This is a genomic window from Nonomuraea aurantiaca (assembly GCF_020215705.1).
GTDB classification, from domain to species: Bacteria; Actinomycetota; Actinomycetes; order Streptosporangiales; family Streptosporangiaceae; genus Nonomuraea; species Nonomuraea aurantiaca.
This window is the reverse complement of sequence record NZ_JAIWNB010000009.1, coordinates 129,946-154,884: the sequence shown is the minus strand read 5'-3', so window position 1 is coordinate 154,884 and position 24,939 is coordinate 129,946. Positions and strand designations below refer to the sequence as shown.

The following is a 24,939-nucleotide window of genomic DNA, read 5'->3' as shown; positions in this document are numbered from 1 at the left end:
CCTCAGGGGGTGGCGAGTGCCTCGGTCGGGGAGAGGCGGGAGGCGCGGATCGCCGGGTACAGGCCGGCGACGGCGCCGATGGCCAGGGTGGCCGCGAGCCCGCCGGCCGTCGCCCACGCCGGGATCACCGCGGGCCAGCCCTGGTACAGCGCGTACCCCATGGTGACGCCGGTGCCGAGGAGCACCCCGCCCGCCCCGCCGAGCGCCGAGAGCAGCAGCGACTCGGCGAGGAACTGCGTACGGATCTGCCCGCGCGTCGCGCCGAGCGAGCGGCGCAGGCCGATCTCGGAGCGCCGTTCGAGCACCGAGATGACCATGGTGTTGGCCACCCCGACCCCGCCGACCAGCAGCGCGACCGCGCCGACGCCCAGCAGCAGCCCGGTGAACGCCTGGCTGGTCGCCTGCTTGGCGGCCAGCGCGTCCGACGGCCGCGAGACGTCGACCTCGTTGGGCGCCTCCGGGTTGGCCGTGCCCGCCAGCACCGAGCGGACGGCCTCCAAACGGGCCTCCTCCGCGCGGGTGTAGAGGGTCGTCGGGTACCCGTCGAAGTCCAGCTCCGCCTCCGCGATGGGCCAGCCGACCAGCACCGCGGTGTCCAGTTCGTCGGCGAGCGGAACCGGGTCGAGCACGCCGACGACCGTGAACCGCTTGCCGCCCACGACCACCTGCGTGTCCGGCCCCGCCGCGCCCACCCCGAGCCGCTGGGCCGCGCTCGACCCGAGCACGGCGGCCGGGTAGCGCTGGGTGGCCGCGTTGAGCCAGGTGCCGCTGCGCAGCGTCGCGCCCACCGTGGCCGGCAGGTCGAGCCGGGCGGCGTAGGTGTTGATGCCGTTGGTCTGCGCCTTGGGCACCTCCTCCGACCGGTACACCTTGGCCGCGCCGACCCGTCCGGCCGCCGAGACGGCCTCGACGGGCCCGATCCGCTCGATCATCGCCTCCGCCTCGACCGGCATCTTGGCCGGCTCGCCCATCAGCGTCTGCCCGGAGGAGACGGTGAGCAGGTTGGTTCCGAGGGCTGAGAGCGTACGGTCGAGCTCGGCTCCCGACGAGGACGAGATGCCGACCACGCCGATCATGGCCGCGATGCCGATGGCGATGCCGAGCGCGGACAGGAAGGCCCGCAGCGGGCGGGTCCGCAGGCCGACGGCGCCGACCCGCAGCACATCCCCCGCCCGCATCCTGGCCGGGGTGAGCTTCGGCAGTCCCGCGTGCTCGGCAACGGCCGCCATCAGGCCACCCTCGCTTCGGCCGCGGAGTCGGCGACGATCTGGCCGTCGCGCATCCGCACCTGCCGGGGCAGGCTCGCGGCGATCTCCAGGTCGTGCGTGATGATCACGATGGTGGTGCCGGCCGCGTTCAGGTCGTGCAGCAGGTCCATCACCCCCGCGCCCGAGACGGAGTCCAGGGCGCCGGTCGGCTCGTCGGCCAGCAGGAGCGGGGGATCACCCGCCACGGCCCTGGCGATGGCCACGCGCTGCCGCTCGCCGCCGGACAGCTCGTGCGGCTCGTGGTCGAGGCGATGACCGAGCCCGACCCGCTCCAGCGCGGCCGCGGCCCGCCGCCGCCGCTCGGCGCGCCCGATGCCGGTGTAGACGAGGCCGTCGGCCACGTTGTCGATCGCCGGGATCTTGGCGGCGAGGTGGAAATGCTGGAAGACGAAGCCGATGCGGGTCGCCCGCAGCGCGGAGAGCCGGCCGTCCGACAGTTTCGCCACGTCGTAGCCGTCGATGCGGACGGTTCCGGAGGACGGGCGGTCGAGCGTGCCGACGACGTTGAGCATCGTCGACTTGCCCGAGCCCGACGGGCCGACGATCGCGACGAGCTCGCCGTGCTCGATCTCCAGGGACACCTTGTCCAGCGCGGTGACGCCGCCGGGGTAGGAGCGGGTGACGTCAATTAGAGAAATCATCGGGGCATCCCGACGCTCATGCCCTCGGTGAGGCCGTCGCCGGAGACCTCGACCCGGCCGCCGGAGAACAGACCTGTCTTCACCCCGACATATCGGGACTTGCCGCCTTCGACGACCTCCACGCCGTACCCGCCTTCCTGGAGCGCCACGAGCGCGGCGATCGGCACGGTCAGCACGTTCTTGCGCTTGGACGCCGTGAAGGTCACGTCGACCGCGGCCTGGTCGAGCCCCTTGGCGGCCCGCTGCTTGCCCAGAGAGACCAGCGCCTCGACCCGCGTCTCGGGCTCCGCGCCCTGCCCCTCGCCCGGTTCGATGATGGTGGCGACCTCGGTGACCTTGCCGGACACGGTCTTGCCGTCGGGCAGCTTGACCGACACCTTGGCGCCCTTCTTCGCCACCCGCCCGTCCTCCGTCTCCAGCTTGACGGTGATCACCTTGTCGGTGCCGGTGTAGGAGAGCACCTTCTGGCCCGGCGCGGTGGGCTGGCCGGCCTCGGCCGCCAGGCTGTCCACGCGTACCTTGCCGGCGGCGAAGACGACCCGGCCGAGCTCGACGACGCCGGTCTCGTCGAGGTTGCGGTCCTCCTGCCACTGCCTGACCGCGTCGGCCGTGGAATCGGTGTACTCGTCGTCCACGGTGAAGCCGTCGTAGCCGAGGGCCTTGAGGTTGCGTTCGAGCTGCTCGACGTCCTTGCCCTCGGTGCCGATCCGCAGGTCGCGGTAGGCGGGCGTGGTGCCGTACATCAGCACCACCGGCTTGGCGTCGAGCCGGTACAGGGACCTGCCCCTGCCGACCGTGTCACCGCTGTCCGGCAGCCAGGTGACCGTGCCCGGCTTCCTGCTCACCACCGTGGTGGTCGGTCCGTAGCCGAGGTCCCCGTCGGCCTCCCGCGTGTCGAGCAGCGTCTGCCTGGTCACCGTGGTGGTGGCGGGCGGCAGGGCGCTGGCCGTCTTGCCCGCCGCCCGGTCGCCGCCCAGGAGGCCCATGCCGTTCACGGCGACGCCGGCCGTACCGATGACGGCGACCGCGACGAGCAGGCCGGCGACCCGCCTGCCGCGACCGCGGCGGCGGCGCGGGCGATCCCCGCCCGCCGCCGCCTTGTCGTCGAGGGTGGCTGTGGACATCAGGAGCCGCCCTGGCCCATCTGGGGCAGGAACTCCTTCGAGCACTTCTCCTGCGCGGCCTTGAAGTCCGGGTCGTCGCCGGCCTCACCGGTCATGCGCAGCGCGCCGCCCTCAGGGTCGGGGAAGGCCTCGACGCCGTTGTCCCGCATGCACTGGGAGAACTTGCGCATCTGCTCGGCCATCTTGGGGTCCACCTTCCCGCCCGGTCCACCGCCGTTCGGCGCGTACTGCTTGCAGGCCTCCTGCGCCTTCCGCGCCGTCTCCGGGGAGATGCTCTTGTCCATCTTGAGCAGGACCCCCTTGCCGGGCTCGGGGTCGTCCATGGGGACGCCGTTCTCGCGCATGCACTGGGCGAACTTGAGCCCCTTCGCCTGCGGGTCCTGACTGGCCGAGGCGCTGGCGGCGGCGGCCGGTTTGCCGCTGCTCACCGATGCCACGTCGGAGCCGCCCGCGTCGTTCGCGCCGCAGCCCGCCAGGGCCAGCGTCAGCGCGAGCGGGATCGCGGCCAGGATGCCTCGTCGTCTCATGGTCTCCTCTTTCAGATCGGGTGTACGAGACGAGAGCCAACAGCGCACGCCGTTTCCGCGGCGTTTCCATGGGTGCTAACGCCGAACAAACAGCCCACCGGGCACGATCTCCCCAGTACATGACCGAAGGGACGAGGGCGCGATGCGGGTGCTGGTGGTCGAGGACGAGCGCATGCTCGCCGACGCGATAGCCGAGTGGCTGCGCGAGGAGACGCACGCGGTCGACACCGCGCACGACGGGGAGGCGGCGCTGGAGCGGCTCGCGGTCAACGACTACGACGTGGTCGTCCTGGACCGCGACCTGCCGCTCGTCCACGGTGACGACGTCTGCCGGGAGCTGGTGGAGTCCGAGTCGACCGCGCGGGTGCTGATGCTCACCGCCGCAGCCGAGATCGGCGACCGGGTGACCGGGCTCTCCCTTGGCGCCGACGACTACCTGTCCAAGCCGTTCGCCTTCCCCGAGCTCGCGGCCCGCGTGCTGGCGCTCGGGCGGCGCTCGCGGCCGGCCGCGCCGCCGGTGCTGCGGCGCGCGGGGATCACCCTCGATCCCGCGCGCCGGGAGGTGTTCAGGAACGGCAGGTACGTGCCGTTGTCGAAGAAGGAGTTCGCCGTGCTGGCCGAGCTGCTGCTCGCCGACGGGGCCGTGGTGCCCGCCGAACACCTGCTGGAGAAGGCGTGGGACGAACATGCCGACCCGTTCACCAGCGCGGTCCGCCTGACCATTCTCAAGCTGCGCCGCAAGCTCGGCGAGCCGCCGGTCGTGGAGACCGTGCCGGGCGTGGGATACCAGATTCCATGACCACTCCTACGCTGACCACTCCCACGCTCCGCAGCAGGCTCACCCTTGTGTACGGCACGCTGTTCTTCGTCGCGGGACTGACGCTGCTCGGCGTCACGTACGTGCTGTTCAACCAGCAGCTCGAGCAGAAGACGGTATCCATCATCGTCAGAGGCGGAGGCCCCGGCTCGCTGGACACCGACACGGGCTCGCTGGACGGCGACAAGGCCATGAACTGGATGAAGCAGCAGCAGAGCCTGCTGCGCGGCGCCGCGACCACCTCGCTGCTCACCCAGGGCGCGATCGCGCTGGTCGTGGTCGGCGGCGCGGCGTCGGGTGTGGGGTGGCTGGTCGCCGGACGGGTGCTCACGCCGCTCCGCCAGGTGACCGAGACCGCGCGGCGGATCGCGGCCGCGCCGGTCGCCGAGCGCGGCCTGCACGAGCGGATCGCGCTGAACGGTCCGGCCGACGAGGTGAAGGAGCTGGCCGACACCTTCGACACCATGGTCGAACGGCTCGACCACTCCTTCGACGGGCAGCGCAGGTTCGTCGCCAACGCCTCACACGAGCTGCGCACCCCGCTGACGCTGAACCGCGCGCTGGTCGAGCTGGCCATGCACCGCCGTACGGCCTCGGCCGACGTCAAGCAGCTCGGCGAGAGCCTGCTGGAGATCAATGCCAGGCACGAGCGGCTCATCTCCGGGCTGCTGCTCCTGGCCCGCGCCGAGCACGAGATCGGTGATCGGTCACCCGTCGACCTGGCCGACGTGGTGAGCCACGTGGTCGCGCAGGCCACCGCCGAGGCCACGGAGTCGAAGATCACCCTGCACGAGGCGGCCGGTCCCGCGCCGACCAGCGGGGACGCGCTGCTGCTCGAACGACTGGTGCACAACCTGGTCGAGAACGGGATCCGGCACAACATCGACGACGGCACCGGCTGGGTGCGGGCCGTCAGCCGCATCGCGTATGACGGCCGCGTCGAGGTGGAGGTCAGCAACACCGGTCCGGCTGTGCCGCCGTACGAGATCCCGACGCTGTTCAAGCCCTTCCGCCGGCTCGGCCCCGAACGCGTGGTGACGGCGAAGAGCGCGGGGCTGGGGCTGTCCATCGTGCGCTCGATCGCCCTCGCGCACGGCGGCGAGGTCTCGGCCCGCCCCCGGGAGGGCGGCGGCCTGATCGTGACGGCCACCCTGCCGTCCCAGAGCCCGGCCCACCACTAGACCCGCGCCCGCTCACTGCCCGGAGCAGCAGGCAGTGCTCCGCCTCAGGCAATAGATGTGCGACCTAACTTGGCTTCGACCGGTAATCAGCCCACAGGTCGACGGCCTCTTGGAGATCAAGAGCGGCAACGTCCTCGCGGGCCATCCCCACCGTGTAGATCAACCGGTCCGCAAGCCAATCTGGAACCGGTTCTCTAGGGGGCGCCTTCTCCATCCGAATGTGATCGGCGAGCGTGCCAAGACGCTCGATCACCTGGCCGAGCTGGACAATCTCCGGACGGCCGACATCCGCCTCGCGAACCCTCGCCGTCGCTTCAGCGTAGACTTCCGCGTCGGCCCGCTCACCGACAGCCCACACCTCACAGATCTCCACCGACTTGTCCTCGGTGATGCGGTAGACAACACGCCAGGTGTTGCGACCAACCACAAGCTTCCGGAAACCGGTCAGTTCCCCGCCGAGCGGGTAGCCGGCCTCGGGATTCTCCAGCAGGAGAAGGATTTTCTTGAGTACCTTGGGCGCCGCGTCTGGGCCGATGCGCCGGAGATCATCGACCGCTGGCGCTGTGAAGACGACGTCGGACACGTATCACTCGTCGTCCGGGAGGGCGGCCAGCGACTCGCGAGTATGCCCGAAAGCGGCGAGTACCTCATCGAGCGAGACGCGCTCTCCCGTATCCGCGACCGACCGGGCAAGTACGAGCGCCAAATCACGCAGATCGGCCGCCGCCTCCTCCAACTCGTTGAGCCGTCGGATGCTCACCACGGCCGCCACCGGCTGATGCCGACGGGTGACCACCAGATCGGTCCCCTGCTCCGCATCAGCCACCAGACGGGCAACTCCTCGCTGGGCCGCTTCTGTGACGCTCAGCTCAGTAGCGTCGTGCAGAACAGTCATACATCAACTGTATATCTTTCTGTACAGAACTGCGATCCCTTAACGAGCTGAGACTCGCGCCTCTCCGGGCGTCAGCATCACGAATGAGTTGTTCGTCCCAACAGCTCCGGACCTTAAGAAGCGGATCACTCGCCTTCACACTGAGACCGCCAAGGCTTCACCGCTGCCGCACGGCGCCCCAAGCCCGCTCGGCCGGATGGCTACAGCTTGCCGAACGCCACTTGCGGGTAGTCGGCCTCTCCGACCTCGATGGGCCGGACCTCGCCCGTCCTGACGTCGATCAGCCGATAACCACCGTGATGCATGCTCACAATCACCGCCGATGACCCGACCCACCGCTCCACGCCGAGGACGTTGTCATCCTTGAGGGTGAAGGTACGATCCCTTCCGCGGCCATCGATACTTCCCACATCCACCTTCGGCTGCCGGTCGTACGCGTGGGCGTACATCGAGCCGTCACTCGACACCAACATAGGGTCGGCGAGGTAGGTGTCGATCCGTTTCTTGGAGCCGTCCGGTCGCCTCAGCCAGCCGTTCTCCCGGTCATCGTCCATGGTCATCAAACCGCGCGAAGTCCAGCTCATGATCATTTCGTCCGGGTACCTGACCAGCTTCTCGGGATGGCGGAGATCCATCACGACGATGGGATCTTGGCCAGCCTGGTACGCGACGTAACGGCCGTCCAGGGAGAAGTCCAGCGACAGGCCGCCGAACCGCTCCGCTTGGAGGGGCAGCCTCTTGGTCCACCCGCTCGTCACGTCCATGAGTGTCAGCTCGCTCTTCTCGCTGTCATAGTGAGCGATCTTGAGACCGTCATGGCTGACCTTCAGGAAGGCTCCACGCAGGCCGGCCAGAACCCTGCGTTCCCCGGACACGGTCACGACCGCCCACGAATCCTGGTACCCAGTCTCGTTGTAGCGATCGACGAGGCGGTAGGCGTACCGGACAGCCACGCCAGGTCCCGTGGGGAGGTCTATGGCCAGGGTGGGTCTCACGTACGGCTGGGACGGCGGCGGGTACTCGGTTCTCGGGGGCGCCTCCGGCGACAGGAGAAACGCGGCTATGAACAGCGCTGTGACCGCACCCCCGACTCCGGCGCAGGCCGCGGCGAAGCGCCTTTTCCGGTAGCCCTCCACGAGCTCGCGAATCCGACCCGTTTCGAGTCCTTGCCGCGACTCCTCGACCGTCGAGGCCGAGGCATCTGCGGCGAGCCGCTCGACCTTTGCGACCCGCCATCCGAGCAGGTCGGCCACATTCTCGGCCGACCACCCGTCGTGACGCAGGCCAACCGCGGCGGCCCACTCACGCCGTGAACGTCGCCCAGCCACCACAGGTCGGCGCCAGCGGTGGAGGGGGGACAGGAAACGCCGGTAGAGACTGAAGTACGCGTCACGGGAGTCACCGCGACGCGCGAGCGCCTGGGCCGTCAGGCGCTGGGCCCGGTCCGGATCTCCAGTGAGTGCGAGGGCGGTCCGCCACAGCGGTTCCATCCAGGAACCGTCGACCGGCTCTACCACGGCAGCCTGCCCGAGCTGAGCCTTTTCGCGAACTCCAGACCGGGGGGACGCTCATTGTCCACCTCGTCCCGGGTCCCGGTGACGATGCTCACCACCTGGTAAGACTCCCCGTCCTCAGCAAGGACCCGACTGTCGTCCAGCCACGCGACGGCGCGCGACGATTGCGGAAGGGGCAAAGGTCCGAGTCGTTGGCCGGTTTCGACGTCGTAGAGGTTGCGGCCCGCGGAAAAGGTGACGCCATCGGGTGAGAGGCCAATGTCCACATGCTCGTTCTGCAGGTCGTCGAGCGGCTTGACCGATCCATCCTCGCGTACGACGACCACTTGGTTTGGTATGCCGCCTTCGCCGTGACGGCACCACTGATTTCCCACCAGGAGCTTCGCAGTGACCCCATGAACCACGCAGACGTTCGGAATCTCCCGCGCTTGACCCGTATCGAAGTCGGTCAAGATGGTTTTGGCATTTCCTATCAACGAGACCGTGAACCAACGGCCATCAGCCGAACTGGCGAGATTCGCCCATTTCCCCAGTTCCTCGCCGCTCAGCGGAGGAGTAAGCGCGCGGGTCTTTCTCGTGGGTAGGTCCATCGCAACGAAGCGATAGCTCGGCGCATCGAGATAGACCACACGGTGACCGTCCCGGCTGACCGCGAACTCGACTCTGTCCTTGTCGCCGTCGATCCCGAAGATCTCGGTCGCGGCCTGCGCGATGGTCACCACGCCGCTGTCAGAGCCGAGCTGCAGCTTCAACCCCGTACACAGGACCGTTCCCACAGGCTGAGCGCCTTCAGGGTTGCGGCACTCTTGGCGCTCACCGGACAATACCGGCACCGCCGTGGGCAATGAGGGCTTCACCCACCATCCTCTGACGTCACCCACAAGGATCGTCGCGAGGACGAGAACGATCAAGGCTGCGATGCGAAACCGCACCCAGCGGGCGTGGCGCGCCAGCCGGTGCCAATGGCGGATCACAGGCCAGAACTGTACAGATTCCGGACATCATGTGCTAGATCATTTTATCTACTGATATTCCCCTTCTTTTGGGCTTATCTGAGCATGTGGAGTCAATGAACTTGAGGTTGGGCTGCGAATCTCAGCACGGGGCGAGGCTTCTGCCGCCGAAAAGACTTCCCGGGGCTCGAACGTTCGCCCGGTATACATGAGCACTCGGGCGGCGACTGTTCACAGCGCCGCCGGCGAGCGCGCGGAGCCTGGCGGACCATCGCAGGCGGCACATCCCGAAATCCGGGCGACCAAGAGCCAGAATCCAGCTATCTCCGCAGACCCACGCCTTGCCGTCTGCCCGACCGGGCAGGCCACGCCGCCGTTCGGAGGTCTCAGTCGTTTCCAGGGGCCTTCTTGGACGCCACGAAGGAGCCCATGCCCGGGGTGGTGATGATGAGGCCGTCTTCGCGGAGTTGGGCGGTCACCTTGCGGATGGTCACGCGGGCGACGTGGAACTCGGACTCCATCTGAACCTCTGAGATGAGGTGGTTGGGCGGGTACTCGCCCGATTCGATGCGTGCGCGTACGACCTCGTAGATCTGCACCCACTTGGGGCGTGTCGGGTCGTAGTCGATCACGGGTGTCACTGTAGGCAGGCATAGCCGACCCGCCATAGAAGCTAATAGCTATAGACAGGTATAGAAAGGCTGTGTAGCGTGCATGAGGTGGACGACTTGAAGCGGCTGGCAGAGAGCTTCCCCGGCTGGTCGATCTGGCGCGCTCGCGGTGAATGTGGCCCTGGCGACTGGTACGCGACGCGGAAGGCCTACGCCATATCCAGCGCTGAGGTGAACGCTGGTCTGTGCATGACAGTGCACGCCTCAACCCTGGATTCCCTCGCCCGTGTCCTGGACGCTCAAGCTCAACGCCAGGGCCGCTGCTGATGAGGTCCGCGGACAGGGAGCCCTGCGCTCTGGCAGGTGATTCCGTTGACAACACTGCCGACTGGGAGTGCCCAGGCATGTCCGTTCACCCAGGGCACGTCCTTGCGCATTGCATCTCTCTGACCTGGCATGACCAGCCTCTCGGCCCGTACCGTGTGGTGGACCACACCTGTGCCTGCAGAGCTGTCGTCTATGAGCTGGTCACCATTGGCGGCACTTTCCAGATCCACAGACTCACGCAGTCCGAGCCGCCGCAGCACGCGTACGCAGGGAGTTGGCGCCGCGCGGAAGCCGCAACATGGTGGCTGCGCCTGCTGCTCGGCTCCGCTCGCTGAGCGATTCATTGCGATCCAGTTCGAGAGTGTCCATAGGCATCAACCTCTGTCAGAAGCGCCCCTCACCGTTTGATCGCTCCGTCGGATAGCGGAAGGCGGCCTGTTCGGTACGTGGACGGCCGTTTTACCGGCGTTCTGGCGTGTGGACCAGTCGGATCGCTGGCATCAGAACGTGTTCTGACATACGCTCATGGCGTGAGCACTAGCCATGCCGACGCAGTGACGTTTTCTGACTTGTCGAGAAATCCCCGAGCGGTCGCCGAGCGCGCGGCACGCCTGGGACGCGTGCGTGTCACACATCGGGATGCTCCGGATTTCTACTTGACCGCAGCGGATCGCGAAGAGGAACGCGAAGAGACGCTGGCCACCGCGTCCCGGCTGTTCCTTGCCTTGATCAAGCATGATCCCACCGCGCGTGCGCTGGTCATAGCCATGCCGGAGGTCTTCCCGTGGGTTCGCCACCTGTCCTCGGACGAACTGCGTGCCTTCACTCTGGAACTGGTCGAAGCGCTCTCCGACGCGGCCGAGCTGGACGTCGATGTCACCACCCGGGAGGTCATCGCGGGCTGGCGGGCCACTGCCAGAATCAAGGCCGATCCCGCGCACTACGCCGACGCTCGCAAGCCCACGAGTGGCGACTTCGGGCCGGTGCAGGTTTCGGCATGAGCCCGAAGCGCGGAGATCGGGTTACGGTGCCACCGCCGGATGGCGAGTGGGATGTCCGGTTTGGTACCGGCGCTGCGGTTGAGGGCTGGGAAGAGCTGTGCCGTCACGCCTTGGCCAACACGCGCCGATGCTTCGAGGTGCTGCGGGCTGATCCCCGTTCAGGCTCCAGTCGCGACCGGCAGCATCGCCTGCGAGGCGACCTTTCGACTCACCGTCACAACGGCAAGAATTTGGAGCAGTGGGAATTCGAGGTCACCAGCGGCGGGCGTGTGCGCTACGCCATCGATGACGCCACCCGCACTGTCTGGGTGATCTACGCATCGCCTCGACATCCTAAGGACACTGAATAACCGGCTATTGCTGCGCAAAACCAAGCGCTACCAAGCCCATGCACGGGGTGGTGGCGATGAGGCCGTCTTCGCGGAGCTGGGCGGTCACCTTGCGAATGGTCACGCGGGCGACGTGGAACGGCATAGCCGACCTGTCATAGACAGCTAGGTGAGAGGGGACTTCCATGGCGGAGGAACTGTCGAGGCTGGCGGGCCTGCTGTATGAGATCGGACTGCTCAAGCGCTACAAGCGCACGGGCTGGCTGGTCGCGGGAGTACGGGATCCTGAGAGCATCGCCGATCACTCCTTCCGGGCGGCGGTCATCGCGAGTGTGATCACGGCCTTGGAAGGTGGCAATCCTGAGCGTGCGGCGTTCCTGAGCCTGTTCCACGACACCCAGGAGACCCGCGTCACCGACATTCCCTACATCGGCAAGCGTTATCTGAAGGCGGCGCCGAACGAGGAGGTCACTGCCGACCAGGTGCGTGGCATTCCGGAGCCGGTCGCGGAGATGGTGGGCGGCGCGGTCGGTGAGTACGAGGAGAAGAGCACACTGGAAGCCGTCTGCGCCCGCGACGCCGACAAGCTCGAATGCTTGATCCAGGCCGTCGAGTACCGCGAGCAGGGCCACCAGAACGTCCAACCGTGGATCGACAGCTCGCTCGCCGCGCTGCGGACGGCGTCTGCGAAGCGCATCGCGGACGAGGTGCTCAGCACGGGATCGCTGGAGTGGATGACGCAGGTCCTCAACGGAGATTAAGTCCCCTGACGCTCATCGAAGCCGAGCAGTTCGTCTTCCGCCACCTCGACGCCGGGGACGATAGCCGACCACTAGCTGTCATCGTTCGAGCGAGTCTGGGCCGGAGCCGTTCCGTGGGCTGGCGCGGAGATCTGAAAGGCACCCCACATGGGACGAGTCGAATACTGGAACGACCCGAACGCCCCGAAGGCGAACAGTCTGGTGCCGGCCTGCGGGACGGTCACCGTGGACGACGCGGGCCGCATCCTCATGCAGCGCCGGCGGGACACCGGCCAGTGGGCGTTGCCGATGGGCAAGATGGAGATCGGCGAGACGCCCTCGCAGTGCGCCGTGCGGGAGACCGAGGAGGAGACCGGCGTTCGCGTCGAGCCGGTCGGCATTCTCGGGATCTACTCCGACCCCGGCCACATCGTGGCCTACACGGACGGGGAGGTCCGTCAGGAGTACGAGGTCATGCTGATCGCCCGTCCGGTCGGCGGTCGGCCCGAGGCAAACGACGAGGCGAGCGACGTGCGGTGGGTCGAGCCGGGCGAGTTGCACACGCTGGACATTCATCCGACTCAGTGGCGGCAGCTCAACGACTACCTGGAGCAGAGGCATTCCTATGTCGATTGAGCCCCAGTCAGCTGGGAGGACGCTGGGAGCCGCACCTGTCGCCATAGCTTTGTGAAGTACGGTTGAGTCAACTTTAGTTCGGTCAAGTATCCTTCGAGTCGTTGCCGCCGTCGCCGACGGCAACACGACGTCAGGGGGCATCGCCGGCTACGTGGGGCGGAAGTCCAACGAGATCGCGCACCCGCTTCGCGTCCTGGAAGACAGCCATCTCCTGGTCAAAGAGCGCGATCTCTTCCGGCCGAACCGCAGCTACTACCGGGTGGCCGAACCGCTCATCACGTTCTATCAGGCGATCATGGTCAGGGAGTGGGCGCGGTTGGAGCGCGGGGACGCGGCGACGGTGTGGCGGGGCAGCAGGGCACGCTTCCTGTCGCAGGTCGTCGGCCCCCACGTCGAGGTGCTCTGCCGCGAGTACGCCTTGCATGCCGATACCGCGGCCGGTGAGGTGGGGAGCGGAGTCGTACCCGATCCCGCCAACCGCACGCAGATCCAGGTCGATGTCGCTGTTCTGGCGCCCGCGGATCACGGACGCCCGCGACGGGTTCTCTCGCTGGGCGAGGTCAAGTGGGACAGGGCCATGGGAGCCGAGCATGTGGCCCGGCTCCGGCGCGCGCGCGATCTCCTCACGGCAAAGGGGTACGACACCCGCGACACGGTGCTCACGTGTTATTCGGGCGCCGGGTTCACCCGGGGACTCGGCGCCGAACCAGGGAGCGACGTGCGCCTGATCACCCTTGACGACCTCTACGGTTGATCGCCAGCTTGCAACGGTCATGTCCTGTGCGGCGCTCTAGCCTCTAACGCTCAGGTCAGAGTACGGATTTGCCGATAGAAGCCAGGTGGAGCGAATCGATCACAGTCGTCGGTCAGAAGCCCTTCGACGACGGGACGCTTTGCGAAGATTACTCCTGCCGGCTCTCGCACTGACCTTGCTCGCGGGCCGTTGCCGGAGCAGGGCACTCTCTCAGGAGAGTATCCGTCGCTCGCCCCGCCGCGTCACGCTCACAGGAGCAGGCCGAACAGCCGGGTCATGCGCTCCCAGTGCTCGCTGGAGGGGTTCTTGAGATCGGGTTCGACGATCTTGAACGCCTGGGCGAGCGCCATGGACAGCCCGCCCGCCACGGCCGGCAGTCGGGCCTCGGCGTCCACGCTGAGCGACAGGTCGAGCGGCGGCAGCTCGGTGAGCTGCGCCAAAATCGGCGTCAGCTTCAGCTCCTCGTCGAGGTCGCGGAAGTCGTGCATGTTCTCCTGCAGGCCCTTGGTGATGGGCAGGTCCCATGGCTGGATGATGTCGCGCCTGTTCTCCTTGGCCGCGGCTTCGGCGACGACGAGCATGTCGTACAGCTTGCTGTTGACGAAGTCGTTGAAGCGCTTGAGGTCGTTCTTGTCCACGTTGAGTCCCGCGGCGGCGCGGAAGAAGCGCTCGAACCTGGAGTGTGCCATGACCGGCATGTGGATCACCGTCCTCTCTGTCGATTTCCTGTGGTGGAGAACCGTTCGTACACCAGGCGTACGGCCATGGCGCCCTCTCCCACCGCGGAGGCGACCCGCTTGACCGATCCGCTGCGGACGTCGCCCACGGCGAAGACGCCCAGGTGGTCGGTCTCCAGGGGAAGCAGTGCGTTCCAGGTGGTGCGCTGTCCCGTGATGACGAAGCCGCGGTCGTCGAGCGGCACGGCGCCCTCCAGCCACTTGGTGTGTGGGTCGGCGCCGATGAAGACGAACATCGCCCTGGTGGCGATCTCCAGGGACTCCCCTGTGCGCTTGTTGTGGACGCGGAGGCCGGTCAGTGTGCCGTCGCCGATGAGCCGGCGTACCTCGGTGTTGAGCATGATCTCGATGCCGGGCGTGCGGTCGAGCTCGTCGGCGAGGTAGTGGGACATGCTGGCGCGCACGTCGTCGCCGCGTTCGATCACGCGCACCGACGAGGCGTTCCTGGCCAGGTAGAGTGCCGCCTGACCGGCGGAGTTGCCGCCGCCGACGATGACCACCGGCGAGTCGCTGCACATGCGCAGCTCGAAGGGCGTCGCCGCGTAGTAGACGCCGGATCCCTCGTACTTCTCCAGCTCAGGAACGTCGAGCTTCCGATAGCGGGCGCCGGTGGCGATGATCACGGCGTGGCCCTTGATGGTGTTGCCGTCCTCGACGAGGACGCCGTAGAAGCCGTCGTCCGGCTGCAGGCCGGTCGCCTCGGCCGGGACGGTCAGCGCCGCGCCGAACTTCCGCGCCTGGATGACGGCGCGCTCGGCGAGTTCGGCGCCCGAGATGCCGGAGGGGAAGCCGAGGTAGTTCTCGATGCGGGAGGAGGTGCCGGCCTGGCCGCCCGTGGCCACGGCGTCGAGTACGACGGTCGTCAGCCCTTCCGAGGCCCCGTACACGGCGGCGGCCAGGCCGGCCGGGCCGGCGCCCACGACGACCAGGTCGTAGACGCCGTCGCCGGGCACCGGGGCGGGCAGGCCGATCGCCTTCGCCAGCTCGGCGACGGTCGGGTTGCGCAGGACCTTGTCGCCGCGCCAGATCACCACTGGGGTGTCCGCGGCCGGGATGCCTAGCTCGCGCAGCAGCGTGTTCGCCTCCTCGTCTTCCTCCAGGTCGATCCACCGGTGCGGCACCCTGTTGCGGGCAGCGAACTCGCGCAGCCGCTTGCAGTCCGCCGAATAGCGGGAGCCGATGATGCGGAAGCCGGTGCCCAGCCCGATCAGCAGGGACCGCCGGGCCAGGTAGGCCCGCAGGATGAGGTCGCCGAGCGCCTGGTCGTGCGCCACGAGCGTGCGCACCTCGTCGGCCGGGACGGCCAGCACCTCGCCTGGCTCCTGGACGACGGCGGTCAGGAATGCCGCCTGGCCGGTGAGCAGGCTGAGCTCGCCGAGGAAGCGGCCCGGGCCTTGGACGGCGATCGTCTTCTCGTCCGGGCCGGAGCCGTGCCCCTCGACCATGGCCACCTTGCCGCTCAGCACGACGATGAACTCCGTGGTGGGCTCCCCCTCCCTGAACAGGACGTCGCCGAGCGAGACGGCCCGGCGCTCGCCGTGGGGCGAGAGCTCGGCGAGCTGCGCCTCGCTCAGCCGGGGGAAGGCGCCATATAGATCCGGCGTCTCGGGGATCGGCGTCATGTGCGCGTCCTGACCGCGTCCTCGACCCATCGGCGCAGCTCGTGGGCGGGCGAGGCGCCCGCCCGCTGGGCGACGACCTCGCCGCGGACCATCATCATGAGCATCGGAATGTGCTTGATCGTGAAGCGCTCGGACAGGCGGGGCGACCGGTCCACGTCGACTTTGACGAGTTTGACGCGGCCGGCCAGGTCTTGGGAGATCTGTTCGAGTGCGGGCGTGACCATCCGGCACGGCCCGCACCAGTCCGCCCAGAAGTCGACGATGACCGGCGGGCCGGCACGCTCGGCGACCTCGGCGAACGTGTCGTCGCCCGCCTCGGCGATCCACGGCAGCGGCCGGTGGCAGTTCCCGCACTGGGGCACGCCGTCGGCCGCGGCCGGGACCCTGTTCCGTTTGCCGCAGTTCGAGCAGGTGACGGTGGTCGAGATCATGTCAGCTCCCCGGTCCGGCGAAGGTGACGCTCAGCTCGCCGTGGTCGACGTCCACCGTCACGGTCGAGCCGTCGGGGACGTCTCCGGCCAGCAGTGCCCGCCCGATCCTGGTCTCGACCTCGCGGGCGATGAACCGGCGCAGCGGCCGGGCCCCGTACACGGGGTCGTAGCCCTGGTTGGCGATGAGCTTGAGCGCCTGGTCGGTGACCCGCAGCGTCAGCCGCCGGTCGGCCAGCCGCTGCCTGACGTCGTTGAACATCAGGTCCACGATCCGCTCGATCTGGGCCTCGGTCAGCGGCTTGAACAGCACGATGTCGTCGACCCTGTTGAGGAACTCGGGCCGGAAGTGCGTGCGCAGCTCGTTCATGACCGGTCGCGGGCCTCCGGCTTGATCTCGCCCCCTTGGGGATCGTGACGTCGAGCCTCCTGCCGCCGGGCAGCGTGATCGTGCGCCGCCCGCCCTGGTACGCCTCCTCGACCGTCAGAGGCAGTTCCGCCTCCTGGTCGGCGCCGGGCACGGGTCCCCAGCCGCGCCTGCCGCGGCCGCCGAACATGCCTCCGAGCAGGGCCTCGAGGTCGACGTCGGCGCCGAACCCGAAGTCCTCAGCACGCGCGGAGCGCCGCTGACCGCCGCCGGCCCGTGCCCCGGCTCCGGCGCGTGCCCTGCCGCGGGACCACTCCTCGGGATCCACATCGGGCGGCACCTGGCGGGAATCATGCCCGAAAGCGTCATACCTGCGGCGCGTCTGGGGGTCGGAGAGCACGGAGTACGCCTCCGAGATCTCCTTGAACCGGTCCTCCGCCCCGGGGCTCTTGTTGACGTCGGGATGGGACTTGCGTACGAGCTTGCGATAGGCCCGCTGGATCTCGTCGGCGTCGGCGTTCCTGTCCACGCCGAGCACCTCGTAGAAGTCCCGGCGGTCCGCCATCACGCCGCCTTCTTGGCCACGACCACCACGGCGGGCCGCAACTGCCAGGTCTCGGCGTCGCGGGCGATGCGCTTGCGGAGATTGTCCAGCTCGGCGACCGCGCGGAGCCGGCGCTCCTCCAGCTCCGCGATTTTCGCGGCCGCCTCCGGGGCCTCCTGTAGGTGCTGTTCGTAGGCGTTCATTTGACCTCGGTGAAGTCCGCGTCGATCACGTTGTCGTCGGCCGCGGCGAGCGATTGATACTTGCGAGCAGTTCTTCCGCGACCGCTCCCCAGAGCAGGCCCCGGAGAATCATGGCGATGGCGGTGGGCGCGAAGTCGAAGAGGCCGACGAGCAGCCCGATTTCCATGTGGCTCACACCCTTTTCCAGGCTTTCCCTGGCGCTCCGGGGTCACATCCCCCATGCGTGTAGTCCTGGGGCAAATCCCTCAGTCGTCGGTGTCGTCCCGCCCCTGGGCGATCACGAGGCGGGTCAGCTCGACGCGGGACTTGATCTGCAGCTTGGAGTAGACGTGCCGCAGGTGGAAGGCGACCGTGTGCGCGCTGATGAACATCTGCTCCGCCACCTTCCGGTTGGACCACCCGTCGGCGACCAGGAGCGAGACGTTCCATTCCGTCTCGGTGAGGCTGTCCCAGCCGGAGACCGGCCGGTCGGCGTAGCTCCAGTGCCGGTGGCGCACACCAATGGCGCGCAGCCGCTTGCGTACGCGGGCCGAATCCCTGACGGATCCGATCTCGTAGTAGATCGCGAGCGCGCGGTCGAGGCTTACCGCCGCGTCGTCGTGCCGCCCGCCGGCGGCCTGCAGCACGCCGAGGTCCTCCGTGGCGGAGGCGCGCCCCCACACGTCGTCGGCGCGCTCGGCGGCCCGGGACAGGGCTTCGCGATCGCCGTCGAGCAGGCCGCGCGCGTGCGCGGCGGACGCGGTCAGGGCCGGGAAACCCGGGTTGACGGCCGCCAGTTCCTCCGCGGTGGCGACGGCGGCCTTGGCCACCGCGCGGGCGTCCACGGCGAGGGCGACGCGGACCAGCCAGGCGCTCGCGGTGGGGTTGCCGGCGAGCATCGAACGTTGCCGTTCGAGCAGGTCGGCCAGCAAGGTCATCGCCTTCAGCGGTCCGTCGCACGCCTCGGTGACCTGGGCCACGATGAGGGCGTGTTCGAGTGAGTCGCCGGGCAGGTCGGCGGCGTGCCGGACGGCCGCCCGTACGTTGCCGCGCCGCAGCGCGACGGTGGCCAGGACGTTGGTGGCCGCTGCGGCGGACAGGGGCGTGGCCCGATCCGCGGCGAGGCTCAGCGCCCGCTGGGCTTCGCCGGCGGCGCTGTCCAGCCGCCCTTCGAGCAGCTCGGACCGGGCCGCGAGGGCGGACAGGTCGGCCTCCCATGCCTGGTGGCCGGAGTCGAACATGTCCTCGCGCGCGTCCTGGACGAGCAGCCGCGCCTCGTCCAGCCGGTGGACGTCGGTGAGTATCGTGGCGGAGATCAGCCGGGATTCGTACGGATGCACGGCCGACCCGTTCGCGCCGAACAGCCGCCTGGCGTCGGCGGCCAGCGCCAGCGCGTGGGACAGGCGGCCCTCGTCCCGCTCCGCCTGCGCCAGCGCGATCAGGGCCGCCGCGGTGGCCGCCGCGCTGTGCCGGGCGCCCGCCTCGATGACCTCGTGCGCGTACGTGCGGACGGACGCCTCGTCGCTGCGCAGGCGCGTCATGGTGTAGAGGCGCACGAGCAGCGCCCGGTCGCGCACGTGGTCGGGAAGGTCGGGCAGGGCCAGCACCGTCTCGGCCTCGCGCATGGCCTCCTCGAAGCTGCCGGTCAGGTACATGACGTCCGCAAGCACGCAGTGCAGCTCGGCCACACTGTGCGTCGAAGCGTGGGCGGAGGAGGGCTCGGCGAGGCCGCCGCGGACCAGCTGCTCGGCCGCCCGCAGCCGCCCCTCCACCATCGCGGTGTCGATGGTCGCGACGAGGTCGAGCCGGCCCAGCAGCGCCTGCCGTACGGGCGGCGGGACCCGCTCGGCGATGACAAGCCTGACCAGCTCGTGGCGGAAGGCGAAGTCATGCGCGGTGGCGGCCAGGATGCCCGCCGCCATGGACTCCTCCACCGCGGGCAGCAGCGCGGCCGTTGTCGTGCCGAGCAGCGACGCGGCCTGCTCGGGGGCGAACGACCGGCCGAGCACGGCGGCCGTCTCCACCAGGTTTCTGGCGACCGCGCTCAGGCCGCCGATCCAGTGCCGCACCACCCTGGTGAACCGGTCGGGGATGCGCAGGGCGGCGTCGCCGTCGAGGACCTGGCCTTCGTCGCGAAGGCCGGCGAGCAGCTCGGTGATCAGCAGCGGGTTGCCGCCAACGACGTCCACCAGAGCCAGCGCCGCCGGTCCCGGCGCGGCCCCGAGCATGTCGGTGGCCAGGGCGACGGCCGCGGCCGGGGACAGCGGCGAGAGCCGCACCCGGCCGGCCCCGTGGCGCTCCAGCAGGTCGAACAGGGAGGCGGACTGGTCCTGTTCCACACCGGTCGAGCGGCTCAGCAGCCAGCCGATCGGCCGGAATTCGAGCAGGCCGTGGAGGGTGCGCAGGGCGACCAGCGTCGCCGGATCGGCCCACTGCAGGTCGTCGAGCACGGCCAGGACCGGAGCCGTTGGCCATTCCTCGAAGCGCGTTCGCAACGCCTCCAGCGTCCGCGAGTCTGGGTCGAGCCGTAGGTCCAGGGCCTCGAACAGGATGCCGCACGGCACCAGCTCGCCCAGCTCCTCCAGCGCGCCCCGGAGCACGGCGATGCCGCGCTCGCCGGCGGTGGCGGCCGCCTCGTCGAGCAGCCGGGTCTTGCCGACCCCCGGCTCCCCGTCCACCAGCAGGGTCGCGCCCTTGCCCGCCTGAACGGCGTCGAGCAGGCCGTCCACGTCATGCCATTCCTGTTCGCGTCCCCGCATGTCAGACCGCCTCCCCGGCGAGCTCCCCGACGAGGAACGGTGAAGCCCATGCTCCTGGAGATCTTTCACGCCACTGCACGTTTCGGGGATGTGGCCGGGGAGCAGCCGGGACGAGTCTCGAGGTGATGGCCGGGAAAGGAGTTGGGCCCCGGGGAAAGGAGGTGGGGACATGGTGGAAACCGGCTACGCGCCGTTCAACCGGACAGTGGACAAGACCAACCGCATCCTGCACGAGATCGAGGAGGCCTGCGGCTGGCCCTCGGAGCGGCGCAACCACTCCTACGGCGCGCTGCGCGCCGTGCTGCACGCGCTGCGCGACCGGCTGACGGTGGAGGCGAGCGCCCACCTCGCCGCCCAACTTCCCCTGCTGTTGCGGGGCGTCTACTTCGACGGCTGGCGGCCGAGCAGCGTTCCGGTGAAGGTGAACCGCGAGGAGTTCCTCGACCGCGTACGCGCCGAAGTGACCTTCGACCACGACGGGAGCACGGAGGAGATGGTCAGGAAGGTTCTTGAAGTGCTCAAGAATCACATCACCGCAGGCGAGTGGGAGGACGTGAAGGCCGGCATGCCGAAGGACCTCGCCTCCTTGCTCCCATAGCGGCATTTCAGCTCCTCCGACTCCTTTCACGGAGGGCGCGGACGAGCCGCAGCGGCAGGAGCCCCACCAGGGGAGCTCGCCTGCCAAGATCGTCGCGGTCCTCCTTGTCGAAGGCGCGGGCGTAGCGGCGGGTGTCCCGGACGCTCGCGTAGCGCTTTGCGCCCTCTGCTCCGCAGCCGCGCTGACAATGCCAGCGCATCGTCTCCCCCTCGTCCTCGAAGCGGAAACGATGCCCGAAAACCCGACAAAGCAGCATTAAAACGACTGTACTGTCGGCATCCCTCCGGAGCACCGCTAAAGGACGTTCCGTGAAGGAGCTTTGACCATGACCGCAGAAGACCTTGGCATGATCCGGACCAACATCCCGGCCCGGCTGGATCGGCTGCCCTGGTCCCGGTTCCACTGGAGGGTGGTGCTGGGTCTGGGAACGGTGTGGATCCTCGACGGGCTGGAGGTGACGATCGTCGGCGCGGTCGCCTCCCGCATGACGGAGCGCGGCAGCGGCATCTCCGTCAACAGCGCCGACATCGGCACGGCGGCGGCCATCTACGTTGCCGGCGCGTGCGTAGGAGCGCTGCTGTTCGGGCAGCTCACGGACCGGCTCGGCCGCAAGAAGATGTTCATGTTCACGCTGGGCCTCTACATGGTCGCCACCGTGGCCACCACCTTCGCGTTCGAGCCCTGGTACCTGTTCCTCATGCGCTTCCTGACCGGGATGGGCATCGGAGGCGAGTACGCGGCGATCAACTCGGCCATCGACGAGCTCATCCCGGCGCGCAACCGGGGCCGGGCGGACCTGGCCATCAACGGCAGCTACTGGGTCGGGGCAGCCATCGGCAGCGTCGCCGCGCTGGCCTTCCTCAGCACCGCCCTCTTTCCGATGGACATCGGCTGGCGGCTGGCGTTCGTCATCGGCGGCGTGCTCGGGTTCGCCATCATGTTCACCCGCCGAAGCCTTCCGGAGAGTCCCCGCTGGCTGTTCATCCACGGTCGCGAGGAGGAGGCCGAACGTATCGTGGACCAGATCGAGGCCGAGATCGGCGGCGACCTGCCCCCGCCCAGGGGCGAGATCACGGTCAGGCAGCGCGCCGCCATCCCGTTCCGGGAGATCGCCAGGGTGGCCATGGAACGCTATCCGCGCCGCGTGCTCCTGGGTCTCGCTCTCTTCATCGGGCAGGCGTTCCTGTACAACGCGGTGACGTTCGACCTGGGGACGCTGCTGCACGGCTTCTTCGGGGTGGCGTCCGGGTCCATCCCGTACTTCATGGCCGTTTTCGCGGTCGGCAACTTCCTGGGGCCGCTCCTGCTGGGACGCTGGTTCGACACCGTCGGGCGGATTCCCATGATCGCCGGCACGTACCTGGTGTCGGCCGCCCTGACCGCGGTGATCGCCGTTCTGATGCTGAACCGGGCGCTGACCACGACCTCGTTCATGGTGCTCATCGCGCTGACCTTCTTCGTCGCCTCCGCTGGGGCCAGCTCGGCCTACCTCACCGTCAGCGAGATCTTCCCGATGGAGACGCGGGCGCTGGCCATCGCCCTGTTCTTCGCGGTCGGGACGGCGCTCGGCGGCATCACGGGGCCGGCGCTGTTCGGGCAGTTCATCCACAGCGGCAACCTGACGCTGGTGGCCGCCGGGTTCTTCATCGGCGCGGCGGCCATGGCGCTCGGCGGTGTCGCCGAGCTGATGTTCGGCGTCCGGGCGGAACAGCAGTCACTGGAGGACATCGCCCGCCCGCTGACGGCCGAGGAGGCCGGAGCCTACGCGGACGAGCGCCGTGAGCGCATCCACCGCCGCCACGAGCAGGACACCACGGGAGCGCGGCGGTTCCTGCTGGGGCCGGGGCGCACATTCCCCTCTCCCGGGATGGTCGGCGCCGGCGCGGCGAGCGGCCGCGTCACCGCCAGCGCCGACGAGCAGCTCGACTGGGAGATCGACGTCGTGACCCATGTGCTGGCCGAGCACGGTCCCGCCGACCGCGACACGCTCGCCCGGATGGTCCACGGCCGTGCCTGGGGGCCGGGGCGGTTCCGCGCCGCGCTGCGGCAGACGGTCCGGGAGGGACGCGGCCGTTCCCTTTCGCACGGCCGGTACGACTCGTCGCGGCACTGACCTCAGGGAGTTGGTCACCCAAACCGCTATGAGCGGCTGCTGCGCGGCAAGGGATGACCTGGCCGCACAGCCGGGACCGGCAGAGCCGCCACGGCCGGTCGCGCCGCTCGTCTCAGAAGTGCGGGCCGTTCTCAGGGGCGCGGGCCGAAGCCCTGGGCGGCGAGCCAGGTGGCGCAGAGGCCCGGCCAGGCGGACGCTGCCGGTTCGTCCTGGGCGAGCCCGAGCCCGTGCCTGCCCTCGGGAAAGACATGCAGCTCGTACGGCGTGCCCGCGCGCCCGAGCGCGTCGGCGAACAGCAGGCTGTTGGTCGCCGGAACCCCTTGGTCCGCCGCCGTGTGCCAGAGGAACGCCGGTGGCGTCTCGGCGGTCACGTTGAGGTGCGCGGACAGGGCCGTCGCCTGCTCCTCGGTGCCGTCGGGGCCGAGCAGCTGACGGCGCGACCCCGAGTGAGTGCCCCACCCGACGAGGTCGATGACCGGATAGCCGAGGATCAGGGCATCCGCGCGGTCCCCGTCCTTGGAGGTGGCGAGGGTGGCGGCTAGGTGCCCGCCCGCGGAGAACCCCATGACGGCGACCCGCCCGGCCCCGCGCTCGCGGACGACCCGCACCGCCTGGCGCAGGTCGTACAGCGGAGCCGGATGCAGCGGCTCGCGCCCCGGCTCGTCGCCGGCCACCCGGTAGGCCAGTACGTAGGCGTCGATGCCGAGGGTGACCAGCCAGCGGGCCACGTCCGCGCCCTCGTGCCCGGCCAGCCGGGAGTATCCGCCACCGGGGCACACCACCACCGCGCCCGTGGCCGGGCCGTCCGCCGCGTACAGGGTCAAGCTCGGGGACTCACCGGTGGCCGGCCCGGGGGGAGTCTCCGGCCAGAGGGGAACGTCGATCATGCCGGGCACTCTACTCCCCGGAAAAGTTAGGAAACTTTCCTAAGAAGGTTGACCAAGCCCCGTAACGCTCGTTGGATGAGCTGTCATGACCCCCCGTCTCATCGCCACCGCCGCCCTGGTCGCCTCCCTGGCCCTGCCGCTGCCCGCGGCCGCCGCCCCCGCGACCTTCACCCACCCCGGAGTGCTGCTCGGCCGGGACCAGCTCGACTTCATGCGTACCAAGGTCAACGCGGGCGCGCAGCCGTGGAAGTCGGCCTACGACCAGATGATGGGCCACTCGCTGGCCTCCCTCACCCGTGCGGCCAAGCCCCGCGCCGTCGTCGAGTGCGGCCCCTACTCCAACCCCAACAACGGCTGCACCGACGAGCGCCAGGACGCGCTCGCCGCGTACACGATGGCTCTGGCCTGGTACGTCACCAGAGACGGCAAGTACGCCAAGAAGGCCATCGAGATCATGGACGCCTGGTCCGCGGTGATCAAGGACCACACGAACAGCAACGCGCCCCTGCAGACCGGCTGGGCCGGCTCGGTCTGGCCACGGGCGGCCGAGATCATCCGCTACACCTACACGAGCTGGCCGAACGTCAACCGCTTCGCCACCATGCTGCGCACGGTCTATCTGCCGAAGGTCATCAACGGCTCCAACAGCAACGGCAACTGGGAGCTGAGCATGATGGAGGCGGCCGTCGGCATCTCCGTCTTCCTGGAGGACCGGACGAGCTATGACAAGGCGATCACCAAGTTCCGCGGCCGGGTGCCGGCCTACATCTACCTCAGCGCCGACGGCGAGCTGCCCAAGGGCGCGCCCGGCAGCGGCAACGACACCCGTGACGAGCTCGTCAAGTACTGGCAGGGGCAGACCACCTTCGTCGACGGCCTCACCCAGGAGACCTGCCGCGACTTCACCCACACCGGCTACGGGATCTCGGCCATCTCCCACGTCGCCGAGACCACCAGAATCCAGGGCCAGGACCTCTACCCGGAGGTCGGTGAGCGGCTTCGGTACGCGCTCGGCTTCCAGTCGAAGTACCAGCTCGGCGCGGCCGTGCCCTCCTGGTTGTGCGGCGGCAGCCTGAACCTGGGCCTCGGCCCGATCACCGAGGTCGGCTTCAACCAGCTCCACAACCGCCAGGGCATCCCGATGACCAACACCCAGCAGCTCACCGAGCAGCAGCGTCCCGCGGGCACCAACCAGCTCTTCGTCGCCTGGGAGACCCTCACCCACGCGGGCGGTTAAGCCGTTGGAGTGAGCCGCAGTTGCACGATCGTGGCAGGCCGTGTCGTTTGTGGCGGTACGGCGGATCGCCATCGCGCACCTTTTGTCACAATGCCCTCACCTACCGCACTCATTTCGAGAGAGGAGTGGCGCTCCTCGCCGAGGAGG

The 24,939-nt window shown here is 68.9% G+C and carries 27 protein-coding genes and 1 pseudogene; 10 read left to right on the top strand and 18 right to left on the bottom strand.

What is annotated here, in order from left to right:
• Positions 1-2 precede the first annotated feature (2 nt).
• Genes LDL49_RS22715 through LDL49_RS22700 form a run of 4 tightly spaced genes read right to left on the bottom strand, consistent with a single transcriptional unit; the run spans position 3 to position 3,560 of the window.
• Entirely contained in the window at positions 3-1,229 is a 1,227-nt protein-coding gene (locus LDL49_RS22715; protein WP_225293143.1) for an ABC transporter permease, read from the bottom strand.
• Entirely contained in the window at positions 1,229-1,909 is a 681-nt protein-coding gene (locus LDL49_RS22710; RefSeq protein ID WP_225293142.1) for an ABC transporter ATP-binding protein, read from the bottom strand. Before LDL49_RS22710 ends, LDL49_RS22715 begins: the two co-directional genes overlap by 1 nt.
• Positions 1,906-3,033, bottom strand: a complete 1,128-nt coding sequence (locus LDL49_RS22705) for a peptidoglycan-binding protein (RefSeq protein ID WP_225293141.1) — start codon at positions 3,031-3,033, stop codon at positions 1,906-1,908. Before LDL49_RS22705 ends, LDL49_RS22710 begins: the two co-directional genes overlap by 4 nt.
• The gene (locus LDL49_RS22700) at positions 3,033-3,560 is read right to left on the bottom strand and encodes a hypothetical protein (RefSeq protein WP_225293140.1); all 528 of its coding nucleotides are present in this window, start codon (positions 3,558-3,560) and stop codon (positions 3,033-3,035) included. Before LDL49_RS22700 ends, LDL49_RS22705 begins: the two co-directional genes overlap by 1 nt.
• A gap of 142 nt (positions 3,561-3,702) precedes the next feature.
• Here LDL49_RS22700 and LDL49_RS22695 point away from each other — a divergent pair, with 142 nt between their 5' ends.
• On the top strand, positions 3,703-4,359 hold the full coding sequence (locus LDL49_RS22695) for a response regulator transcription factor (RefSeq protein WP_225293139.1): 657 nt from the start codon (positions 3,703-3,705) through the stop codon (positions 4,357-4,359).
• A complete protein-coding gene (locus tag LDL49_RS22690) occupies positions 4,356-5,558 on the top strand; it encodes a sensor histidine kinase (RefSeq protein ID WP_225293138.1) in 1,203 nt (400 codons plus the stop codon). Before LDL49_RS22695 ends, LDL49_RS22690 begins: the two co-directional genes overlap by 4 nt.
• A 64-nt stretch (positions 5,559-5,622) precedes the next feature.
• Here LDL49_RS22690 and LDL49_RS22685 read toward each other — a convergent pair whose 3' ends face one another.
• From LDL49_RS22685 to LDL49_RS22665, 5 genes are all read right to left on the bottom strand, one after another.
• Positions 5,623-6,141 carry a type II toxin-antitoxin system RelE family toxin gene (locus LDL49_RS22685; protein ID WP_225293137.1) on the bottom strand — a complete coding sequence of 173 codons (519 nt, stop codon included), beginning with the start codon at positions 6,139-6,141 and terminating at the stop codon, positions 5,623-5,625.
• 3 nt (positions 6,142-6,144) lie between these two features.
• A complete protein-coding gene (locus LDL49_RS22680) occupies positions 6,145-6,453 on the bottom strand; it encodes a type II toxin-antitoxin system prevent-host-death family antitoxin (protein WP_225293136.1) in 309 nt (102 codons plus the stop codon).
• 200 nt (positions 6,454-6,653) lie between these two features.
• The gene (locus LDL49_RS22675) at positions 6,654-7,706 is read right to left on the bottom strand and encodes a hypothetical protein (protein WP_225293135.1); all 1,053 of its coding nucleotides are present in this window, start codon (positions 7,704-7,706) and stop codon (positions 6,654-6,656) included.
• 257 nt (positions 7,707-7,963) lie between these two features.
• Entirely contained in the window at positions 7,964-8,941 is a 978-nt protein-coding gene (locus LDL49_RS22670; RefSeq protein WP_225293134.1) for a WD40 repeat domain-containing protein, read from the bottom strand.
• Between the two features lie 365 nt (positions 8,942-9,306).
• Entirely contained in the window at positions 9,307-9,552 is a 246-nt protein-coding gene (locus LDL49_RS22665) for a GntR family transcriptional regulator (protein WP_225293133.1), read from the bottom strand.
• A gap of 836 nt (positions 9,553-10,388) precedes the next feature.
• Between LDL49_RS22665 and LDL49_RS22660 the strand changes: the two genes are divergently transcribed.
• The 5 genes from LDL49_RS22660 (at position 10,389) to LDL49_RS22640 (ending at position 13,318) form a co-directional block, all read left to right on the top strand.
• Entirely contained in the window at positions 10,389-10,859 is a 471-nt protein-coding gene (locus LDL49_RS22660) for a hypothetical protein (RefSeq protein ID WP_225293132.1), read from the top strand.
• Complete coding sequence (locus LDL49_RS22655) at positions 10,856-11,209, top strand: hypothetical protein (RefSeq protein WP_225293131.1); 354 nt, start codon at positions 10,856-10,858, stop codon at positions 11,207-11,209. The genes LDL49_RS22660 and LDL49_RS22655 overlap by 4 nt, the downstream gene beginning before the upstream one ends.
• A 164-nt stretch (positions 11,210-11,373) precedes the next feature.
• Positions 11,374-11,949 carry an HD domain-containing protein gene (locus LDL49_RS22650; protein ID WP_225293130.1) on the top strand — a complete coding sequence of 192 codons (576 nt, stop codon included), beginning with the start codon at positions 11,374-11,376 and terminating at the stop codon, positions 11,947-11,949.
• Between the two features lie 147 nt (positions 11,950-12,096).
• Positions 12,097-12,564: an NUDIX domain-containing protein gene (locus tag LDL49_RS22645; protein WP_225293129.1), complete on the top strand. Its 468-nt coding sequence runs from the start codon at positions 12,097-12,099 to the stop codon at positions 12,562-12,564.
• Between the two features lie 151 nt (positions 12,565-12,715).
• Entirely contained in the window at positions 12,716-13,318 is a 603-nt protein-coding gene (locus tag LDL49_RS22640) for a hypothetical protein (RefSeq protein ID WP_225293128.1), read from the top strand.
• Positions 13,319-13,566: 248 nt separating this feature from the next.
• On the opposite strand, the gene LDL49_RS22635 is transcribed toward LDL49_RS22640, so the two are convergent.
• From LDL49_RS22635 to LDL49_RS22600, 8 genes and pseudogenes are all read right to left on the bottom strand, one after another.
• Positions 13,567-14,016 carry a DUF1931 family protein gene (locus LDL49_RS22635; RefSeq protein ID WP_225293127.1) on the bottom strand — a complete coding sequence of 150 codons (450 nt, stop codon included), beginning with the start codon at positions 14,014-14,016 and terminating at the stop codon, positions 13,567-13,569.
• A gap of 5 nt (positions 14,017-14,021) precedes the next feature.
• Complete coding sequence (locus tag LDL49_RS22630; protein WP_225293126.1) at positions 14,022-15,677, bottom strand: FAD-dependent oxidoreductase; 1,656 nt, start codon at positions 15,675-15,677, stop codon at positions 14,022-14,024.
• Positions 15,674-16,108 (bottom strand): thioredoxin, encoded by a 435-nt coding sequence (gene trxA, locus LDL49_RS22625; protein WP_225293125.1) that lies wholly within the window; start codon positions 16,106-16,108, stop codon positions 15,674-15,676. Before trxA ends, LDL49_RS22630 begins: the two co-directional genes overlap by 4 nt.
• A gap of 1 nt (position 16,109) precedes the next feature.
• Positions 16,110-16,475, bottom strand: coding sequence for a ClpB D2-like domain containing protein (locus LDL49_RS22620; RefSeq protein ID WP_225293124.1), 366 nt, complete (start codon positions 16,473-16,475; stop codon positions 16,110-16,112).
• A 373-nt stretch (positions 16,476-16,848) separates the two neighbouring features.
• A pseudogene (locus tag LDL49_RS22615) lies at positions 16,849-17,037 on the bottom strand (DnaJ domain-containing protein); the annotation flags it as partial.
• Positions 17,037-17,219 carry a nucleotide exchange factor GrpE gene (locus tag LDL49_RS22610; protein ID WP_225293123.1) on the bottom strand — a complete coding sequence of 61 codons (183 nt, stop codon included), beginning with the start codon at positions 17,217-17,219 and terminating at the stop codon, positions 17,037-17,039. The pseudogene LDL49_RS22615 and the gene LDL49_RS22610, both read right to left, overlap by 1 nt.
• 25 nt (positions 17,220-17,244) lie before the next feature.
• Positions 17,245-17,385, bottom strand: a complete 141-nt coding sequence (locus LDL49_RS22605; protein WP_225293122.1) for a hypothetical protein — start codon at positions 17,383-17,385, stop codon at positions 17,245-17,247.
• A gap of 79 nt (positions 17,386-17,464) precedes the next feature.
• Entirely contained in the window at positions 17,465-19,957 is a 2,493-nt protein-coding gene (locus tag LDL49_RS22600) for a helix-turn-helix transcriptional regulator (RefSeq protein WP_225293121.1), read from the bottom strand.
• Positions 19,958-20,126: 169 nt separating this feature from the next.
• Between LDL49_RS22600 and LDL49_RS22595 the strand changes: the two genes are divergently transcribed.
• Positions 20,127-20,555 (top strand): DUF2267 domain-containing protein, encoded by a 429-nt coding sequence (locus tag LDL49_RS22595; RefSeq protein WP_225293120.1) that lies wholly within the window; start codon positions 20,127-20,129, stop codon positions 20,553-20,555.
• A 325-nt stretch (positions 20,556-20,880) separates the two neighbouring features.
• Complete coding sequence (locus LDL49_RS22590) at positions 20,881-22,668, top strand: MFS transporter (RefSeq protein WP_225293119.1); 1,788 nt, start codon at positions 20,881-20,883, stop codon at positions 22,666-22,668.
• Between the two features lie 131 nt (positions 22,669-22,799).
• Here the strand turns inward: LDL49_RS22590 and LDL49_RS22585 are convergent, their stop codons facing one another.
• A complete protein-coding gene (locus LDL49_RS22585; RefSeq protein ID WP_225293118.1) occupies positions 22,800-23,555 on the bottom strand; it encodes an alpha/beta hydrolase in 756 nt (251 codons plus the stop codon).
• Positions 23,556-23,640: 85 nt separating this feature from the next.
• Between LDL49_RS22585 and LDL49_RS22580 the strand changes: the two genes are divergently transcribed.
• Entirely contained in the window at positions 23,641-24,792 is a 1,152-nt protein-coding gene (locus LDL49_RS22580; protein WP_225293117.1) for an alginate lyase family protein, read from the top strand.
• Positions 24,793-24,939 lie beyond the last annotated feature (147 nt).

What these genes read in the sequence shown, in the direction of transcription:
- trxA (WP_225293125.1), bottom strand. Translation starts at nt 16,108, where the DNA reads ATGATCTCGACCACCGTCACCTGCTCGAACTGCGGCAAACGGAACAGG.
- LDL49_RS22600 (WP_225293121.1), bottom strand. Translation starts at nt 19,957, where the DNA reads ATGCGGGGACGCGAACAGGAATGGCATGACGTGGACGGCCTGCTCGAC.
- LDL49_RS22650 (WP_225293130.1), top strand. Translation starts at nt 11,374, where the DNA reads ATGGCGGAGGAACTGTCGAGGCTGGCGGGCCTGCTGTATGAGATCGGA.
- LDL49_RS22645 (WP_225293129.1), top strand. Translation starts at nt 12,097, where the DNA reads ATGGGACGAGTCGAATACTGGAACGACCCGAACGCCCCGAAGGCGAAC.
- LDL49_RS22635 (WP_225293127.1), bottom strand. Translation starts at nt 14,016, where the DNA reads ATGCCGGTCATGGCACACTCCAGGTTCGAGCGCTTCTTCCGCGCCGCC.
- LDL49_RS22705 (WP_225293141.1), bottom strand. Translation starts at nt 3,033, where the DNA reads ATGTCCACAGCCACCCTCGACGACAAGGCGGCGGCGGGCGGGGATCGC.
- LDL49_RS22585 (WP_225293118.1), bottom strand. Translation starts at nt 23,555, where the DNA reads ATGATCGACGTTCCCCTCTGGCCGGAGACTCCCCCCGGGCCGGCCACC.
- LDL49_RS22715 (WP_225293143.1), bottom strand. Translation starts at nt 1,229, where the DNA reads ATGGCGGCCGTTGCCGAGCACGCGGGACTGCCGAAGCTCACCCCGGCC.
- LDL49_RS22590 (WP_225293119.1), top strand. Translation starts at nt 20,881, where the DNA reads ATGACCGCAGAAGACCTTGGCATGATCCGGACCAACATCCCGGCCCGG.
- LDL49_RS22580 (WP_225293117.1), top strand. Translation starts at nt 23,641, where the DNA reads ATGACCCCCCGTCTCATCGCCACCGCCGCCCTGGTCGCCTCCCTGGCC.
- LDL49_RS22680 (WP_225293136.1), bottom strand. Translation starts at nt 6,453, where the DNA reads ATGACTGTTCTGCACGACGCTACTGAGCTGAGCGTCACAGAAGCGGCC.
- LDL49_RS22700 (WP_225293140.1), bottom strand. Translation starts at nt 3,560, where the DNA reads ATGAGACGACGAGGCATCCTGGCCGCGATCCCGCTCGCGCTGACGCTG.
- LDL49_RS22710 (WP_225293142.1), bottom strand. Translation starts at nt 1,909, where the DNA reads ATGATTTCTCTAATTGACGTCACCCGCTCCTACCCCGGCGGCGTCACC.
- LDL49_RS22630 (WP_225293126.1), bottom strand. Translation starts at nt 15,677, where the DNA reads ATGACGCCGATCCCCGAGACGCCGGATCTATATGGCGCCTTCCCCCGG.
- LDL49_RS22620 (WP_225293124.1), bottom strand. Translation starts at nt 16,475, where the DNA reads ATGAACGAGCTGCGCACGCACTTCCGGCCCGAGTTCCTCAACAGGGTC.
- LDL49_RS22690 (WP_225293138.1), top strand. Translation starts at nt 4,356, where the DNA reads ATGACCACTCCTACGCTGACCACTCCCACGCTCCGCAGCAGGCTCACC.
- LDL49_RS22605 (WP_225293122.1), bottom strand. Translation starts at nt 17,385, where the DNA reads ATGGAAATCGGGCTGCTCGTCGGCCTCTTCGACTTCGCGCCCACCGCC.
- LDL49_RS22695 (WP_225293139.1), top strand. Translation starts at nt 3,703, where the DNA reads ATGCGGGTGCTGGTGGTCGAGGACGAGCGCATGCTCGCCGACGCGATA.
- LDL49_RS22610 (WP_225293123.1), bottom strand. Translation starts at nt 17,219, where the DNA reads ATGAACGCCTACGAACAGCACCTACAGGAGGCCCCGGAGGCGGCCGCG.
- LDL49_RS22655 (WP_225293131.1), top strand. Translation starts at nt 10,856, where the DNA reads ATGAGCCCGAAGCGCGGAGATCGGGTTACGGTGCCACCGCCGGATGGC.
- LDL49_RS22595 (WP_225293120.1), top strand. Translation starts at nt 20,127, where the DNA reads ATGGTGGAAACCGGCTACGCGCCGTTCAACCGGACAGTGGACAAGACC.